At 38.9% G+C, this 15,180-nt stretch carries 15 protein-coding genes and 2 pseudogenes; 6 read left to right on the forward strand and 11 right to left on the reverse strand.

The window, feature by feature from the left end; translation table 11 throughout:
- Positions 1-54: 54 nt before the first annotated feature.
- A complete protein-coding gene (locus CP352_RS07015) occupies positions 55-747 on the reverse strand; it encodes a 2,3-diphosphoglycerate-dependent phosphoglycerate mutase (RefSeq protein WP_005721679.1) in 693 nt (230 codons plus the stop codon).
- 155 nt (positions 748-902) lie between these two features.
- Between CP352_RS07015 and CP352_RS07020 the strand changes: the two genes are divergently transcribed.
- From CP352_RS07020 to pcp, 4 genes are all read left to right on the forward strand, one after another.
- Complete coding sequence (locus CP352_RS07020; protein ID WP_013085736.1) at positions 903-1,658, forward strand: DUF6612 family protein; 756 nt, start codon at positions 903-905, stop codon at positions 1,656-1,658.
- A gap of 84 nt (positions 1,659-1,742) precedes the next feature.
- Complete coding sequence (locus tag CP352_RS07025; protein WP_089143469.1) at positions 1,743-2,549, forward strand: hypothetical protein; 807 nt, start codon at positions 1,743-1,745, stop codon at positions 2,547-2,549.
- A gap of 7 nt (positions 2,550-2,556) precedes the next feature.
- Entirely contained in the window at positions 2,557-3,522 is a 966-nt protein-coding gene (locus CP352_RS07030) for a Gfo/Idh/MocA family protein (RefSeq protein WP_089150678.1), read from the forward strand.
- Positions 3,523-3,555: 33 nt separating this feature from the next.
- Entirely contained in the window at positions 3,556-4,203 is a 648-nt protein-coding gene (gene pcp / locus CP352_RS07035; RefSeq protein WP_089143471.1) for a pyroglutamyl-peptidase I, read from the forward strand.
- Between the two features lie 44 nt (positions 4,204-4,247).
- Here the strand turns inward: pcp and CP352_RS07040 are convergent, their stop codons facing one another.
- The 3 genes from CP352_RS07040 to CP352_RS07050 all read right to left on the reverse strand — a co-directional run bounded on the left by CP352_RS07040 (position 4,248) and on the right by CP352_RS07050 (position 8,509).
- Complete coding sequence (locus CP352_RS07040; protein ID WP_089150574.1) at positions 4,248-6,086, reverse strand: monovalent cation:proton antiporter family protein; 1,839 nt, start codon at positions 6,084-6,086, stop codon at positions 4,248-4,250.
- Between the two features lie 88 nt (positions 6,087-6,174).
- Positions 6,175-7,263: an SLAP domain-containing protein gene (locus CP352_RS07045; RefSeq protein WP_089150125.1), complete on the reverse strand. Its 1,089-nt coding sequence runs from the start codon at positions 7,261-7,263 to the stop codon at positions 6,175-6,177.
- 19 nt (positions 7,264-7,282) lie between these two features.
- A complete protein-coding gene (locus CP352_RS07050; RefSeq protein ID WP_065989881.1) occupies positions 7,283-8,509 on the reverse strand; it encodes a glucosaminidase domain-containing protein in 1,227 nt (408 codons plus the stop codon).
- A gap of 173 nt (positions 8,510-8,682) precedes the next feature.
- Here CP352_RS07050 and CP352_RS11070 point away from each other — a divergent pair, with 173 nt between their 5' ends.
- On the forward strand, positions 8,683-8,841 hold the full coding sequence (locus CP352_RS11070; RefSeq protein WP_023488447.1) for a hypothetical protein: 159 nt from the start codon (positions 8,683-8,685) through the stop codon (positions 8,839-8,841).
- Positions 8,842-9,037: 196 nt separating this feature from the next.
- Here the strand turns inward: CP352_RS11070 and CP352_RS11500 are convergent.
- The 7 genes and pseudogenes from CP352_RS11500 to CP352_RS07085 all read right to left on the reverse strand — a co-directional run.
- Positions 9,038-9,307, reverse strand: a pseudogene (locus tag CP352_RS11500) (IS3 family transposase); the annotation flags it as partial.
- A 64-nt stretch (positions 9,308-9,371) separates the two neighbouring features.
- Positions 9,372-9,998 (reverse strand): CadD family cadmium resistance transporter, encoded by a 627-nt coding sequence (locus CP352_RS07060; protein WP_089145686.1) that lies wholly within the window; start codon positions 9,996-9,998, stop codon positions 9,372-9,374.
- 542 nt (positions 9,999-10,540) lie between these two features.
- Positions 10,541-10,672, reverse strand: coding sequence for a hypothetical protein (locus tag CP352_RS11475; RefSeq protein ID WP_255404534.1), 132 nt, complete (start codon positions 10,670-10,672; stop codon positions 10,541-10,543).
- A 183-nt stretch (positions 10,673-10,855) separates the two neighbouring features.
- The gene (locus tag CP352_RS07070) at positions 10,856-11,032 is read right to left on the reverse strand and encodes a DUF2933 domain-containing protein (protein WP_081776575.1); all 177 of its coding nucleotides are present in this window, start codon (positions 11,030-11,032) and stop codon (positions 10,856-10,858) included.
- A gap of 52 nt (positions 11,033-11,084) precedes the next feature.
- Positions 11,085-13,238, reverse strand: a complete 2,154-nt coding sequence (locus CP352_RS07075; RefSeq protein ID WP_089150679.1) for a heavy metal translocating P-type ATPase — start codon at positions 13,236-13,238, stop codon at positions 11,085-11,087.
- A gap of 133 nt (positions 13,239-13,371) precedes the next feature.
- Positions 13,372-13,803, reverse strand: coding sequence for a CopY/TcrY family copper transport repressor (locus CP352_RS07080; protein ID WP_065989886.1), 432 nt, complete (start codon positions 13,801-13,803; stop codon positions 13,372-13,374).
- A 363-nt stretch (positions 13,804-14,166) separates the two neighbouring features.
- Positions 14,167-14,448 carry a hypothetical protein gene (locus tag CP352_RS07085; RefSeq protein WP_065989892.1) on the reverse strand — a complete coding sequence of 94 codons (282 nt, stop codon included), beginning with the start codon at positions 14,446-14,448 and terminating at the stop codon, positions 14,167-14,169.
- Between the two features lie 21 nt (positions 14,449-14,469).
- Between CP352_RS07085 and CP352_RS07090 the strand changes: the two are divergent.
- Positions 14,470-14,664 (forward strand): annotated as a pseudogene (locus tag CP352_RS07090) (ISLre2 family transposase); the annotation flags it as partial.
- Between the last annotated feature and the right edge of the window lie 516 nt (positions 14,665-15,180).

Here is a 15,180-nt window from a genome sequence, read left to right on the forward strand (position 1 = left end):
AAAAAACTCCGACTTACGCCGAAGTTCTATTTGTGTGAATAACTACTTAATAAATTAGTCGTCCAACTTTTCCTTGTTAACAACATCCAAGTTTTCGTCGAATGTGTAAACAACTGGTTCACCGGTCTTCATTTCCAAGTTCATAATGTCTTCATCAGAAATGTTTTCGATGTACTTAGTCAAAGCACGAAGTGAGTTACCGTGAGCTGCGATAATTACGTTCTTGCCGTCAAGTAAATCTGGAGCAATGTGGTCTTCCCAGAATGGCATTACACGATCAAGACATACGTGTAAGTTTTCAGCCTTAGGAACGATGTGTGGGTCCAAGTTTGCGTAACGACGGTCATGTGCTTGACTGAATTCGTTGTCATCATCAATAGCTGGTGGCAAAACATCGTATGAACGACGCCAAATGTGAACTTGTTCATCGCCGTACTTTTCAGCAGTAGCCTTCTTGTTCAAGCCTTGTAAAGCACCGTAGTGACGTTCGTTAAGTCTCCAGGTCTTAGTTTCTGGAATCCAAAGTTGGCCACTTTCTTCAAGTGCAAAGTGCAAAGTCTTGATAGCACGAGTTAATAATGAAGTGTAAGCTTGGTCAAATTCAAGACCGTGTTCCTTGATTAAACGGCCAGCCTTCTTAGCTTCTTCAACACCTTTTTCTGAAAGGTTAACGTCAACCCAACCAGTAAATTGGTTTGAAAGGTTCCATTCACTTTGACCGTGACGGATTAAAACTAATTTTGACATGAAATATCTCCTTTTAAAATTCAATGTTTCATCCATATTTTACACATTTCACAAATTTTTTCATAGAGTTAAGGCTAAAAAAATCGTGTTTTTTCAATTTTGTAACGTTATTCTTGCTATACTAAAAGAAAAAATTTAATGAAAGAAAGTTATATATGAAATTTAAACACCAAAATATTATCATTACCGTTTTATTAGCATTACTCTTTTTAACGGCTTGCTCTAAAACAGATTCAAACAAAACAGCTAATTTACCTACTGCTAAAACTATTTTAACCAAGGCAGAAAAAGATAATTTTAATTCAATGCACGCTTCTTGGAATGAATCAGCTAATCAAAAAACGCAACAAAAAGCTGAAGCACAATACACTAAAAAGCCAACTGTCATTTATGCCAATGTTTCTAGCAATTCTAACCACTATCAAATGTGGATTGAAGGCAAAAACAATTACATCAAAATGAAGGGTACCAACTCACAACACTGGTTCAAGACTAAATTATCTAAAACTAGTGCTTACGGCGCCATCACCGATAGCTTAAACGGCAGCTTGCTCATGCCTTTTATCCCTACTGCTAAATCCTTTAAGGTAAAGCAAAACGGCAAAGATTACCTGCTCATTTATAAAGGAAACAACAAGAAAATTTGGAATGCCATTATTTCTGACTCGGCTTTCACTGCTTTAATCGGGATTGATCTTGATAATGTGAAGCCGATCAAAAATGACATCCAAATTAACGTTGATCAAAACTATCATATCAAAAAGGTTAATATTGACTCGACCTACAAAGACGACGGTCAAAAGAAGAACTTCACCATGCAAATTGATCAAATTAACCAAGTTAAAAAGTTAACTGTACCCGCTTCAGTTAAGAAGTCAGCCGTTGATTTAGGCAAGCTTAATACAAAATAAAATTAAAGAATAATCTGCTTCGTCAATAAGAAGCAGATTTTTTAGTTATAATAGAATTAATTGAAACATACAGGAGAAATGCAAATGAAATTAAAGAAAACAATTATCGGCTTATCCTTCGCCGCCCTCTTTTTATTAGGGGGCTGTAGTAAACAAGAAAAGAAAGCTGCGCCAGCTTTAACCAAGACTCAAGTGGTGCAAAAGATGAAGAAAGGCTTTCAATCTGGACAAGTTATTCAATCAGTTACCTTGGGAACAGATACTTCAAGTCAAGTAGCTTTAGCCAATACTACCTTTGGTGGGAAAAACACGGTTTACCATATCACTAACCAAACAACCAATAAAGGTAAAACCAGTTCCAATGAAGAATGGGTTAACCTCAATAAAGTTTACATCAATGGGCAAAACACTTGGTATAAGGCTGATCTTGAAAAACTTACTGGCCACAATTACGCTGAATTAACTGATGCAATTATGAATAATCACATGATTACCAACCCAAGTGATCAGTTAGTTTCAGCTTATAAGATGAAGAAAAGCAAAAAAGATGGTGTTTATACTTACACTTTAACTGCTAAAAGTACTGATCAAGCTTTAATGAAAAAGGCGGCAGCACCAATTTTTAACACTACTGCACAAAGCACCAATCAAGCTAAGGTTTTCAAGCAAATTCAAAAATTGGGCAAATACCAATCAATGAATGTAAAGGCTGTTGTTAAGGATGATAAACTATCCACCTTTAATGTCTTTGTTAACTTAAAACTAGGCAAATTAATGCACGTTAAGGTTGGTCAAAGTTACGGCAATTTCGGCAGTCACGACTTCTTGAAAGTCCCAACTTCCGCAACCAACGCCAAAGATTTGCCAACCACTAATACTAAAAAGAAGTAGGTCAAAAATGAAATTAGGAATTATCGGCAGCGGCATGATCGTCCACGATTTTTTAACAACCGCTGACCAAATAAAAAACATGACGATTACGGCCATTTCATCAACTAAACGTAGTGAAAAAATTGCGCAAGATTTAGCCCAGCAATATCACATTGCCCGCACTTACACCGACAATGATGAATTGCTAGCCGACCCTGAAGTTGACACAGTTTATGTGGCTGTACCCAACTTTCTTCATTACGAAGTTGCTAAAGCTGCGCTTGAACATGGCAAAAATGTCATCTGTGAAAAGCCTTTTGTCCAAAGCACTGCCGAAGCTGAAGAACTAAAAAAGCTCGCTGACGAAAAAGACTTAATCATTGTTGAAGCCATTACTAACCTTTATTTAGAGAACTTCAAACAGATTAAAGCAGAAATAGCTAAGATCGCCCCAATCCACATCATTAATCTGAATTATACGCAATATTCCAGCCGTTATGATGCCTTCTTGACTGGTAAAATTGCCCCAGTTTTTGACCCTAAAAAAGATGGTGGCGCCTTGATGGACTTGAATATCTACAATATTCACTTAGTAGCTGCGTTGTTTGGCTTGCCTGATCAAGTTCAATATTATGCAAATATGCAAAAAGGCGTTGATACTTCTGGGATTCTTCATCTTTCTTACCCTGATAAGCAAGCATCCCTCACTGCGGCCAAAGATAGCTACGTAACACCACGTTCCTTTATTGAAGGTGAAAAAGGCAGCATCTACTTTGACGGTTCAACGGGAACGCTCGATAATTTCACAGTTGAGATGCGCAATGAAAAGCCTAAGCGTTACAGCTTAAACAAATATCCTCACCGTATGGCGGCTGAGTTTAATGCCTTTGCTCAAATGATCAACCAACATGATACCCAAAAAGCTGACTTAGCTTTCGTGAATACTTTAGAGACAATGCAAATTTTGACCAAAGCAAGAAATTCAATGATTTAACTATTCTCAAAATTTTCTAAATGGAGACAAACAATGAAAATTCTAGTAACTGGTTTTGATCCTTTTGGCAGCGATAAGATTAATCCTGCCATTGAGGCAGTCAAAAAATTGCCTGATACCATCAAGGGAGCAAAAATTATTAAATTAGAAATCCCTACAGTTTTTAATAAATCAGCCCAAGTCGTGCATCAAGCAATCGTAAAAGAGCAACCTGACTACGTACTCAATGTTGGTCAAGCTGGCGGTCGGTCAGCCCTAACTCCTGAGCGTGTAGCCATCAACATTAACGATGGCCGCATCCCTGATAATGATGGCTATCAACCACTAGATGAACCGATTCAACCAGATGGGGACACCGCCTACTTCACACAACTGCCGATCAAGGCCATGGCCAAGGCAATTCGGACGGCAGGTTTACCAGCAATAGTTTCTAACACAGCTGGCACCTATGTCTGCAACCATATTTTTTACCAAGTGCAGTACATGCGCGCAAAAGAATTTCCTAAGCTTAAAGCTGGCTTCATTCATATTCCATTTTTGCCAGAACAGGTTATCACCAGGCCAAATCAGCCTTCGATGGCACTAGCTGATATTGTTAAAGGCCTAACCGCAGCAATTGGCGCAATTGTTGAGCGTGATGGTCAAAGTGATATAAAAGCCGTAGAAGGACAAAATCATTAAGATAGTAAAAAACTAGCTGCAAAATTTGCAACTAGTTTTTTTGGTTAATTTTGATGACTCAATAATTTCTTTACTTGATCCGCATCCTTAAAGGCCCCGGAAAAGATCAAAATATCATTTGGTTCAATTACAGTCCAACCATGCGGAATCAACCATTCATTGCCACGGCGAATTCGACTAACCGTGATCTTGTCAACAAATTCCAAATCACTAAGTGGTCGCCCAGTATAACGCGTATTCTTCACCTTTACTGAGTACAAAACGTTATTGGTATCAGTCATAATCTTGTAGACCGTTGGTGATTCAATCAAGGCCCGCATTAAAGCTGAACGCACATTAGTAAAGTTAAATACTTCCACGCCTGCTTCTTGACAGTGCGATAAAGTATCACTGTCTACTTCATTCATCCGCGCAATTGCCCGTTTAACACCTAAGTCTTTGGCATATTCTGCCATGCGTGCATTTTCTTGATCATGATGCCCTGCTGCGACAAAAATATCACAATCAAAGGCGCTGCTATGTTCTAGACTTTGATTATCCAAATTATTGAGCAAAGTTAAGCCTTTAACTCGGCTATCATAAGTCTCGTATTGGTCCTTTTGATCAGTAAACATCTTGATTGAGTACCAATTATCATGTAAATCATGAGCAACTGGTACCGTAAAGGCATTGGCACCCACGATAGTAACTGTTTCTTTGATCCGATCTTCTGGTGATAAAACAAAGTTAGAATTAAAGACAATTGGACTAACAATGCAGACAATTACTGCTGCTAAGATAAAGACGTCAGATTGAGTCGAAGTAATTGCATGCAATTTACGCGCAACTTGCAAGGTTGGCAAAACAATCGTAATCGTCGTTGCCGTTAAAAAACCACCAGCAAAAGCATTCTTTTTCTCAAAGTAACGCATATAGATTAAGACGACTGGAGCTTTAGCCAAGAACAAGAAGATAACCAAAACTGGCAACAGCATCAATGATGATGGACGAGCAAATAATGACTTTAAGTTCAAGCCCACTCCAGTCATAATGAAGAAAATTGGAATAAAGAAACCATAACCAATGGAAGTTAACTTATCTTTAGTAGCTTCACTAGGCTCTAACAACTTCATAACCATTCCGGCTAAGAATGCACCTAAGATGTTTTCGGCACCAACTCGTTCGGCTACTGTAACTAAAGCAAAAATTAAGAAGAAGGCCAAGCGAATATCCAACTGGGTCGTAGCCTTGGTTACCTTGCTAAACCAAAGATATGGCTGCTTGAAACGGCGCAAAAGAAAGATTGCCGCTACAAAAAGTAGAATAATCAGCCATAATTGCTCTGCGTTGCCCCCATTAACTGAAGCATAAATCGTTAACAAAAGCAGCGGAATTACTTCACCTAACACGGCAGTCAGTAAGATCGTCTGTCCGATCGGCCGCCCAAGGATATCTTTTTCTTTCAAGGTAGCAATAACAACCCCTAAAGCAACAGTCATAAAAATAATCGCTGCTAAAACAATATTGCTAAATAAGCTAATTAGCTTCAAAACATAAGCTAAAATAAAGGCCATAATCACAATGCCGGCAAAAGCAGTTAAAGCAGTAGGCAAAGGATCAACTGTTTTTCCTGCTTGTGACTTAGCTTTCGGATTATTTTTCCGTTGCAAGAGATCGAAGTTAATTTCCATCCCTGATAAAAACATCAGCAAAGTTACGCCGAGGTTCGATAAAAACGTCAAATCATGTGTCGAAACCACAATGTTAAAGCCGCTCGAACCGACAATAATTCCCACAATAATTTCCGCAATTGCGGTTGGCACGGTACTAATTTTAAAACGCGCCATAAAAATTGGAATCACGAGCGCCAATAAGACGACTAAAAATAGTGATAATTGCGCCATATACTCTCCCCTTTTCACATTCAACACAAGAATTATACAAAAAATACGCCTTAATTCCCATTAATTGTGGTTTAAGACGTATCTTTTTCTATCTAATATCGCTTGCTAATACATATTGCGTAGCATTCAAAGCATAATACTTTTGATTGTTAATGGTGATCTTACTACCGTAAGTCATCACTCGGCTGCCTTTTCTGACCAAATTATCTTTTTGAATTCGGCCTAAGCGTGTCCGCAAGTAAGTATTCTTCTTTGCAGTTCTAACTGTCGCGTCAATATTAGTAGCTACTACATATTGATTCTTACCAATCTGGTAGTATTTCTTATTATTGATCAACTTGTAACCTAAAACAGTTACTGGACTACCAGCTAACTTCAAGGTCTTGGTCTTCTTGCCGTTCTTGTCGTAAACATAAGCATCATGGCCTAAAGTTACTGCGCCTTGAACTTCTGCTGATACTTCGTCCTTAATCTTGTTTGGATCTTTACTGTTAGTATTTTCATTCTTCTTTTGTAAGTCGTAGTAATACTTTATTAAAGAATAAAATTGATCCATATCATAACCCCATTTGGCAAAGTAACCATCAGGGTCAACGTGATCAGTCCCACCTAAAAAGGCGCTAACTGCCTTGTGCGACCAAATTGTACCATCACCATCATCGCAAGCATTATCTGGCTTTAGATCATAGCGGTGCAACAACTTAGCAATATAAATTGCATCATTATTAACTGACTTAGCAAAGGCATCACGACTGCTTTCTTCACATAGTTCTATTTGAATAAAGCGGTTATTAGCTTGTTGCCCTGCACCCCAAGTACCAACGTTAGGAGAACACATTTGGATAATTTGCTTGCTATCAACAAAAGCATTTACGTAAGCATTAATCTTATTCCATTCACGGTTAAAGTAAATTGCTTCATCGTGAGCAGTCGCACCGGGATCATCAGTTTCATGAACTACAATCCCTTCTGGTTTGCCATTTTGATACTCAACACCAGGGAATTCATTGTACTTTATCCCCTCTAGTTTGAGCATTTTGTATAAATAAGTAACCCCACTATATTGGTACTTCTTAGCCAAACTGTTAATTGAAGCGGCGTCGACTTGGTTAGTTGACATTACGCCAATTACGCCGAAAAATGCAATTAAGGCAATCAAAAATTTGCGTACTTTCACAATAAAATTCTTTCCTTAACTACATGAAGTTTGATTTCTTAATGTATTGACGAATACCTACTCGATAGTATTTCTTACCATTAATTGTTACTGCACTACCATAAGTGGCAATTTGGCTATGCTTTTTGTGCTTCAAATTGTTATCGCGATTGCCATATTGATTATAAACATAGGAAGTTTTCTTCAAGAACTTCAAAGTACCATCAATATTGCCAGCTGCAATGTATTCATTTTCACCGACACGGTAGTAGGTCTTACCCTTGATGGTCTTGGTACCATAAGTATTGATCCACTTACCACCGTTTTCATCACTGGTCTTGTACATCTTGCCCTTTAGCTTCTTACCGTTTTGGTCATAAACATAGGCATTATGCATCAAGTTCTTAGAAACAGCTGGCACATTCTTAGGTGCCTGAGTTACTGGTTCCTTAGTTGCAGAACTGCTCTTGTCCAAAACTGAGCCATTAACCCAACCGCGACCATCAATATACATTCTGCTTGAACCATCATGGAAAGTAATAGTCTTGGTAACTACTACTTTTTCACCAGCTTTAACAGAGCCAATAGCACTGGCAACAGATGGAGCAGTTGGCCAATTATAAGTTGAACTATCCTTACCAGCAGTATAAGTTCTCGTAGTATTAATAGTTACAGGATCATATTTGGTCAAATTCAAACTAGTAATATGACTATTCAAAGCCCTATCATACTTAGAATCGGTAGCGTAAGTCCCAGTCAAAGCCCTGGTAGCTGATGCATAAGTTGAAGCATTCTCAATCCAAGTACCCTTGTAACGCAATGGATCCCAAGAAACACCATTTCTCAACTTGCTTCCATTATCTTCAAATGATTGTTCAAAAGATGGATACTTTCTAAATGCGGCAGTAATATAGTAACTCTTACCGTTCTTGTCTTCTTCTCTAGTCTTGGTAGTATAAGTTTCACCAGTCCAAGAACTATCAGCCTTCATCCCAAAAAGGTTGTTGGCATTCACGGCTAACCCTGATTTACCCCAGCCTGACTCAGTTATTGCCTGGGCAATCATCACTGATGGCAAAGTTCCATATTTTTTGGCTGCTTTAACTGCTTGCTTAGCAGCTTTATTTAAAAATGCAGTTTGATCAGCGGTAGCGGCAGAAACTCGTTGGCTTGAGGCCTGATTCATCATCGTAGTGTTTACTGCTGGCACAGCTACAGAAGTAAGCATAGCGGCAGCAGCAAAACTGGTCAAAAGTCTCTTCTTCATAAAACGTGTCCTCCTTAATATAACACCTCCATTGTATCCAGCAAATCAGGTCTAGACAAGCGATTCCACAGAATTGTTGTAAAAAAGTAACATTCGTAATATTTTACAGATAAGCTTCAAATATTCCAAAAGAGTCTACTTTACAACGTTCTGTTTACAATGATGTAGTTGGAATGCTCTTTAGTACAGTTGAACTTCGTCATGCCCAAATCATGTTGACTTATAACTCTATTGATCACCCAGAAACTACTTACTTTGGTTTTTCAGTTTCATGGCAAGAACGTAACAAGGATGGTCGCCAAGAACACTCTGATCACTTTATTGCTTACTAATGAGTAAAAGATATTAAAAAATCTAGTTAGTTTTTTGCTAACTAGATTTTTTGTGTTTCTGTGACCTTATTTGATTAATTATTAATAGCTTTAATAAACTTGTTCTTAGAATTGCGATCTCAGCATCCCTATATTAGATATTTACGATTTATGCGAGTTAAAGTACAAATTTTATAATTTCTATAAAAAGACGGACTGTTTTTGCAAGTCCTAAGTCTAGAGAAACCTGTCTAAGTGCTTCACCGCCTAGCAGAACTCTATCAATGGCAGCAAGCTTGAAATCAGCAGTATATTTCTGTTGAGGGCGATCCAGAATATCTTCACCATGTTTTTGAATCAAGCCCACCAAATACTGGATTCCTCCACGCCCCATCCCATATTTCCGGCTAAGGTAGGTGCCTCTTCTGTAATCATTTACCCATTCGTGGTAGATAGCAAGTTTGATTTCTTTAGTGTATTTAGTCATGAAAATAACCCCCGAAATTAGAACACTAATTTCGGGGGTCATATCATTTAAGGGGCTTTTTTATCTATAAAATAAAGTTTAGAAAAGTCTCTATCGTGCCATTTTCATACATGATGTATAGTCCAAGTGGAATGAATACTAAGGGTACAATGATTCGCTCGTATTTTTCAATTGTCTCGGATATTAACGGAATAGAGGATAGCACCCGACTAAGCTCGCAAAAGATAATTACGCCGATTGCAAACACAAGCAACGCCACGAGGGTCTGTGCCCAATCTAACGAAGCAAAATAAGGTATATAGATACTTAAATTATCTCCGCCAGACGCAATTGTCAGCAATGTAACTGTCCAAAACAGTTGATTTGCCTTACTTTGTTCTAATCTTTCAATAATTTCTTCCTCTTCTTCTTCTTCTTCCTCACCTTCTCCAACAATTGCAAAGCGAATCCCTAAATAGATAGGGATTAAACCAAGCAATCCAACCATCCATGCTTCAGGCACGAAATTGACGACATAAGCAGCAACTAAACTCACCCCTACAAGTAAGCCCGTGCCTAGATATTGCCCAGCATAAATATGCCATTTCTGTTTATTCTGTGATAGCTGTGCAAATAAAATAATCAAAACAATTAAATAATCTATACTGGTGGAAATATAAACACCAATAGCAGATATGATTGTCTGTCCCATAAAAACCTCCTGTATTAGTCAGTAATAAATCAGCAGATTTTAGGGGAGCACAGACACATTAATTTAGCTATCGCTAGTGGGTAATGCCGGACGTAAGAACGCATTTTATCCTCCTCAAAACGTAGTTACAAAATAGTTTCTAACTGGAATTCGGTGATTACTTCCAAGTAAGTATAACCCACTATACTTTACAAGGTAAAGTGTGGGCTCTACGAGGTAGTAGCGTTCTCCCTTCCTACTGGGAGAACTGCTATTTTTCTGCGCCTATTATCCGGCTAGAAAAACCTCCGACGGGCTATTGCATAGCGAGCGCATCTCATGCAGAACTCTACCCGAGCGGGGCAGGCTAGTGTTAGCTTAACCACAAGAAAATGAATTAACTATTTAGAATGCATTTTTTTCAAGAGAAAAAAGACCAAACTACCAGCTGGTCTTTCTCCTCTATTTTTTTGAAATACACTTTATTAAAACAGTCATATGTGTCGTAAATATGGAGAAGCCAGCATATATAAAAAAGAGTGCCATGTGACACTCTTTTTGAGCTATTTAATATCAACAACACCGACAAATTCAACATCATCAATTGCAGTTAAGTAAAAACTATCAGTTGGTCCAAGTATTGCAAGTTGACCATTTTTGATTGTACATTCTTGATCTGGTGTGGTCAGTTTCACCGTCCCTTTTAAGGGAATGAGAACTATATTTCCAGGTACAGGGTGAAATTCTCCGTTGTTTGTCACTGTATTTTTCTTTAGTATACGATGACCAACCCGTCTTTGACCATTTTCGTAAAGGTGTTCATGGACCTCATCACCGCGACTACCAGTTAATATTTTTATATAATATATACCCCCAAGTTAATTGACTTTTTTACGTGGCTTTTCAGTATTATTGGAATTTTGTTGAGTGTTGTTTCCACAGCAGCCCATACTACCAGAGCCACCGTGCATACCCTTGTGCATACCCTTGTGCATAAATAGCATCATGAGTGGGTGTGCTAGAAGAAAAAGGGCTATCAGAATCCATTGTGACATAGTTTCACTTCCTTTTGCTTTGTTTCTATAATAAGTTTTTGTCATCACTTAATTACACGTTTTTAATCTTTTTACCAGTCAATCCCATCGCATTAATTGCCACGATAATTGACGACATCGCCATGGCCACAGCACCAACGGCTGGGTCTAGAGTGATTCCCATAAATGACAACACACCGGCAGCGAGTGGAATTGCGACAATATTGTAGCCTGCTCCCCACCAGAGATTTTGAACCATTTTCCGATTTGTGATTTTAGCCAAATCAAGAAAATGTAAAATATCGCTGGGTTCTGATTTAACCAACACAACATCAGCGGAATCAATGGCAACATCGGTTCCGGCACCAATTGCAATTCCAATATCGGCCGCGGAAAGACTTGGTGCGTCATTTACGCCGTCACCAACCATGATGACGTGATTGCCCTTTGCTTGATAATCAGCAATAATCTTTTGCTTATCATCTGGTAATAGGCCTGCATGGAATTCAGTCAATCCTAGTAAGTTAGCAACGTGTTCCGCGGCTTTTGGATTATCGCCAGTGAGCATTACGGGGGTAATTCCTCGCCTCTGAAGACCACTAATTAATTCCTTAGCACTCGCTTTGATGGTGTCGCCTTCAGCAACCATTCCTTGAACTTGGGTACCCTGCAATAGGAAGCTGACGGAATTACCCTTAGCAGCCCATTTATCAGCAGTGGCCTTGTCAAACCTGATCCCTTGCTTTGTTAAATAGTTACCATTAACAATCATATAGTCAGTGCCATCAATATTACCGGAAATACCAACGCCCGGAATATTTTGAGACTTTTCAGCCGCAACGACTTCAATGTCCTTCGCTTGGGCTTCAGCAATGATTGCTTGGGCCAGTGGATGAGTCGAATTATTTTCAAGGGCGGCCAGTCGGCTTAATAACGTTGTTTCGTCAATCCCATCATTTGGAATCAATGCATTCACCGTAAATTTACCTTCTGTTAACGTGCCAGTTTTATCCAAGAGAACGTGGCTAACATGTTGACTTGCTTCAATGGCTTGGCGATTTCGAACTAATAGCCCATTTTGAGCGCCAATCGTAGTAGAACGAGAAACCACTAATGGAATCGCTAATCCTAATGCATGCGGGCAAGCAATCACGAAGACGGTCACCATGATCGTCATTGCAGTCGCCAATCCCTGGGGTAACCAGGCAAAGAAAGCAATAATCCCAACACTAAGTGCCGCGTAAAATAGATACTTGGCAACTAAATCAGCTTTATCTTCTGCTTTAGATTTAGCTTGCTGGGCATTTCGAACCATTTTCATTACTTGAGAAAGATAGCCGGAGTCACCAGTACCACTAATTTTAACCGTTAGCGTCCCGTTATTGTTGATTGTACCACCAATGACCTTATCGCCAACGTTCTTGGTAACGGCAGCAGATTCACCGGTTACCAGTGCTTCATTCACGGTCGACTCCCCAGCCGTAATAACACCATCGGCTGGAATACTCTCACCTGAACGCACTTGGAAAGCTTGACCAACTTTTAAATCAGATACTGGCACTTCTTTTGTTTCACCATTATCTGTAACTAGATGGGCCGTCTTAGGCAACAGAGCCGCCATCTTTTGTAATGCATTCCCAGCCCCCATCAATGCATTCATTTCAATCCAGTGTCCTAGAAGCATAATTAAAATCAGGGTTGCAAGTTCGAACGAAAAATCCATTACAGGATTTGCCGGGTTCAAGAAGTTGTTGGCAATAAATGCGTACAAACTGTAGAAATACGAAACGGAAATTCCAAGGGTTACTAGCGTCATCATTTCAGGAGATTTATTCTGAATTTCCGCTTTAGCCCCCTTTAAAAAGGGCATTCCGCCATAAAAGTAAAGTGCCGTATCAAACAAAACGATGATAATGCCAACAATTAGCGGTGAACTGAAACTAAGGATGGAAACGTTTAAACCCATGATTGGTGCTAACAGTAAAACTGGAATCGCTAAGACAACGGAGACCCAAAATTTAACTTTCAAATTCCCCATATGCATCATTGAGCCACCGTGCATCATCATGTCGGTCCCAGCCATATCCATATCACCGTGATTCATGTTCATTTGGCTGTGATCCGTTTCGGTCATATCGTGATCCATATGACTCATATTTGATTCATTATTTTCCATATTCTTAGCACTCATGCTTTTCATGTTCATATGTTCCTCTTTATTTTCCATGATTATCGACCCTCCTAAAAATAAGTGTGCGTAGCAAAGCGGTTAGAAGCCTAAATATAAGTTCCTTGTGTGGAAATCCCCGGGCTCGGGATTTTTGTGCAGCAATCCTAAAAGTAAACAGAACACCACAGTCTTAACACTTTTGATCACCTGGCAAGCAGTTACACTGAACTTCCTCGGGCGCTGTTTTGGCCTTTTCAGCTAGAATCGCCTGTAAGTTCGCAATATCCGCCCGTGAGAGTTCCCTTGACTGAATAACGCCGGCAATTGTTGAACCAACCCGCATCGCACACATATGGTCAAACAAATCATCTGCCGCTGCCGCCATTGATTCCTTCTCGCCAACAACCGGCTTATACGTGAATGGTCGACTGCCGCCATGCTGCGCAACCGCCTGTTTTTGAATCAACCTGTGAAGTAGCGTTTTGGTTGTTGAAGCTGACCAGCCTTCTAATTCGTTCATAGCATCAATTAGTTCACGACTAGTCGCATGTCCCATTGTCCAAATTACTTTCATAACCATCCATTCAGAATCGGTGATGGTTACATTCTTTGCATCCTTCAATTGGCTTCCTCCATTAATTGAATTCTAAGTTTACGTTTGTAACCTCCTAACACTTATTAGTTTACAATTGTAGTCACAATAATGCAACCTTTCTGCCAGAAAATACTAGGAATTTTTCACTATAATGAATACTTGCTAGAAAATAGTTCTTTATATCAAGAACTTAAAAGATATTACCGTGGGAAAGATTAACATATTTTGTATTCAAGAGTTGAAAGTAGTAACCCGCCTTAGAAATGCTGATCTTTCAAGTTATGAGCCAATTATCCTCGCAAGCTTTATAGATACTAACACATTTTATAGCATCTAAATCAACACAAAACAATAAAAAAGTTACTAATAAATGTAACTTTTTCATTGTGCTTATGCAATTTTTTCAACATTATTCATAATTTCAACACATAATGCTTGTATCAGCATTTCAACTTCAAAGCTACGTTTAGCAAGCTCAGTAGCAAAATAAGTATGTGCGTTTTTAGCTAATAACAGTAACTTGACTACGGTTAAAGCAAGTTTATCATCAATACTTTCAGCATCAAGTTCTGTTTGAGTAGCATAATAATGTGCATCTGCTACACTTTTCTGTAGTTCTTCATTGTTTTCATCCAGTATTCCTACAAGGAAGTAGCTAATAGCTTCGTGCATTTCAAAAAGTGCTGTCACAGCTTAGAGCAATGGCTCAATAGTGACTTTGAGACAGGTAAGTTGATCAGCAAGAAATTACAGGCAGCAGCTAGAGATAGCTTAAAGCGGCGTCATGAAACGCACATTGGAATTCAACATGGAGCGTTAACAACAGAAGTTGCTGGCGGAAGTTATTTAAGTAAATTCAATCGAATGTTAAACCACATAAATTATTAAGGAATTAAGGTCAGACTAATGGTTTTTAGGCTACCGCAAAAACATTTACACTTACACCAAATTTTAATTGATTGCAGTTTTTGGTTTTATTTCATATAATAATAAAAGAAAAGGAGCTAGCAAGTGCAAGTTGCTAACTCCAATCGTAACTCAGGTGACGGTTCGTGCTAACCCTTGTGGTTAGCTTTTTTATTATCACATAAGCTTTTGCTAGATTGATGACAAATTTGCCAACTGCGTCTAGCGTTATACTTATTGCAATAGACCAAGCTATCACGCGGCTTTCGCACTCTGCAGTCTATTCAATTTGGCATGACTCATCACCTCCGTAACATCAGGATTTGTGAGGGGTGTGGAGTCAGCACTAAGTTACTAAGCTTTCGCGGTAGCTAACCGTTGCTGAAAGCCTGCTTTAATTCTACTGAATAATTCATGAATATGTCAATTTTACTATGATAGTAGTAAGTGTCAATATTTTTGCGGTAGGTTGTGAACCATTAGTCTAACCTTAATTTC

The sequence above is a fragment of the Lactobacillus sp. UMNPBX1 genome (genome assembly GCF_002554085.1).
Taxonomy (GTDB): Bacteria; Bacillota; Bacilli; order Lactobacillales; family Lactobacillaceae; genus Lactobacillus; species Lactobacillus crispatus.

Excerpts from the sequence above, each read along its gene's own strand:
- CP352_RS07015 (WP_005721679.1), bottom strand. The coding sequence starts at position 747 with ATGTCAAAATTAGTTTTAATCCGTCACGGTCAAAGTGAATGGAACCTT.
- CP352_RS07020 (WP_013085736.1), top strand. The coding sequence starts at position 903 with ATGAAATTTAAACACCAAAATATTATCATTACCGTTTTATTAGCATTA.
- CP352_RS07025 (WP_089143469.1), top strand. The coding sequence starts at position 1,743 with ATGAAATTAAAGAAAACAATTATCGGCTTATCCTTCGCCGCCCTCTTT.
- CP352_RS07030 (WP_089150678.1), top strand. The coding sequence starts at position 2,557 with ATGAAATTAGGAATTATCGGCAGCGGCATGATCGTCCACGATTTTTTA.
- pcp (WP_089143471.1), top strand. The coding sequence starts at position 3,556 with ATGAAAATTCTAGTAACTGGTTTTGATCCTTTTGGCAGCGATAAGATT.
- CP352_RS07040 (WP_089150574.1), bottom strand. The coding sequence starts at position 6,086 with ATGGCGCAATTATCACTATTTTTAGTCGTCTTATTGGCGCTCGTGATT.
- CP352_RS07050 (WP_065989881.1), bottom strand. The coding sequence starts at position 8,509 with ATGAAGAAGAGACTTTTGACCAGTTTTGCTGCTGCCGCTATGCTTACT.
- CP352_RS11070 (WP_023488447.1), top strand. The coding sequence starts at position 8,683 with ATGCTCTTTAGTACAGTTGAACTTCGTCATGCCCAAATCATGTTGACT.
- CP352_RS07060 (WP_089145686.1), bottom strand. The coding sequence starts at position 9,998 with ATGGGACAGACAATCATATCTGCTATTGGTGTTTATATTTCCACCAGT.
- CP352_RS07070 (WP_081776575.1), bottom strand. The coding sequence starts at position 11,032 with ATGTCACAATGGATTCTGATAGCCCTTTTTCTTCTAGCACACCCACTC.
- CP352_RS07075 (WP_089150679.1), bottom strand. The coding sequence starts at position 13,238 with ATGGAAAATAAAGAGGAACATATGAACATGAAAAGCATGAGTGCTAAG.
- CP352_RS07085 (WP_065989892.1), bottom strand. The coding sequence starts at position 14,448 with ATGCACGAAGCTATTAGCTACTTCCTTGTAGGAATACTGGATGAAAAC.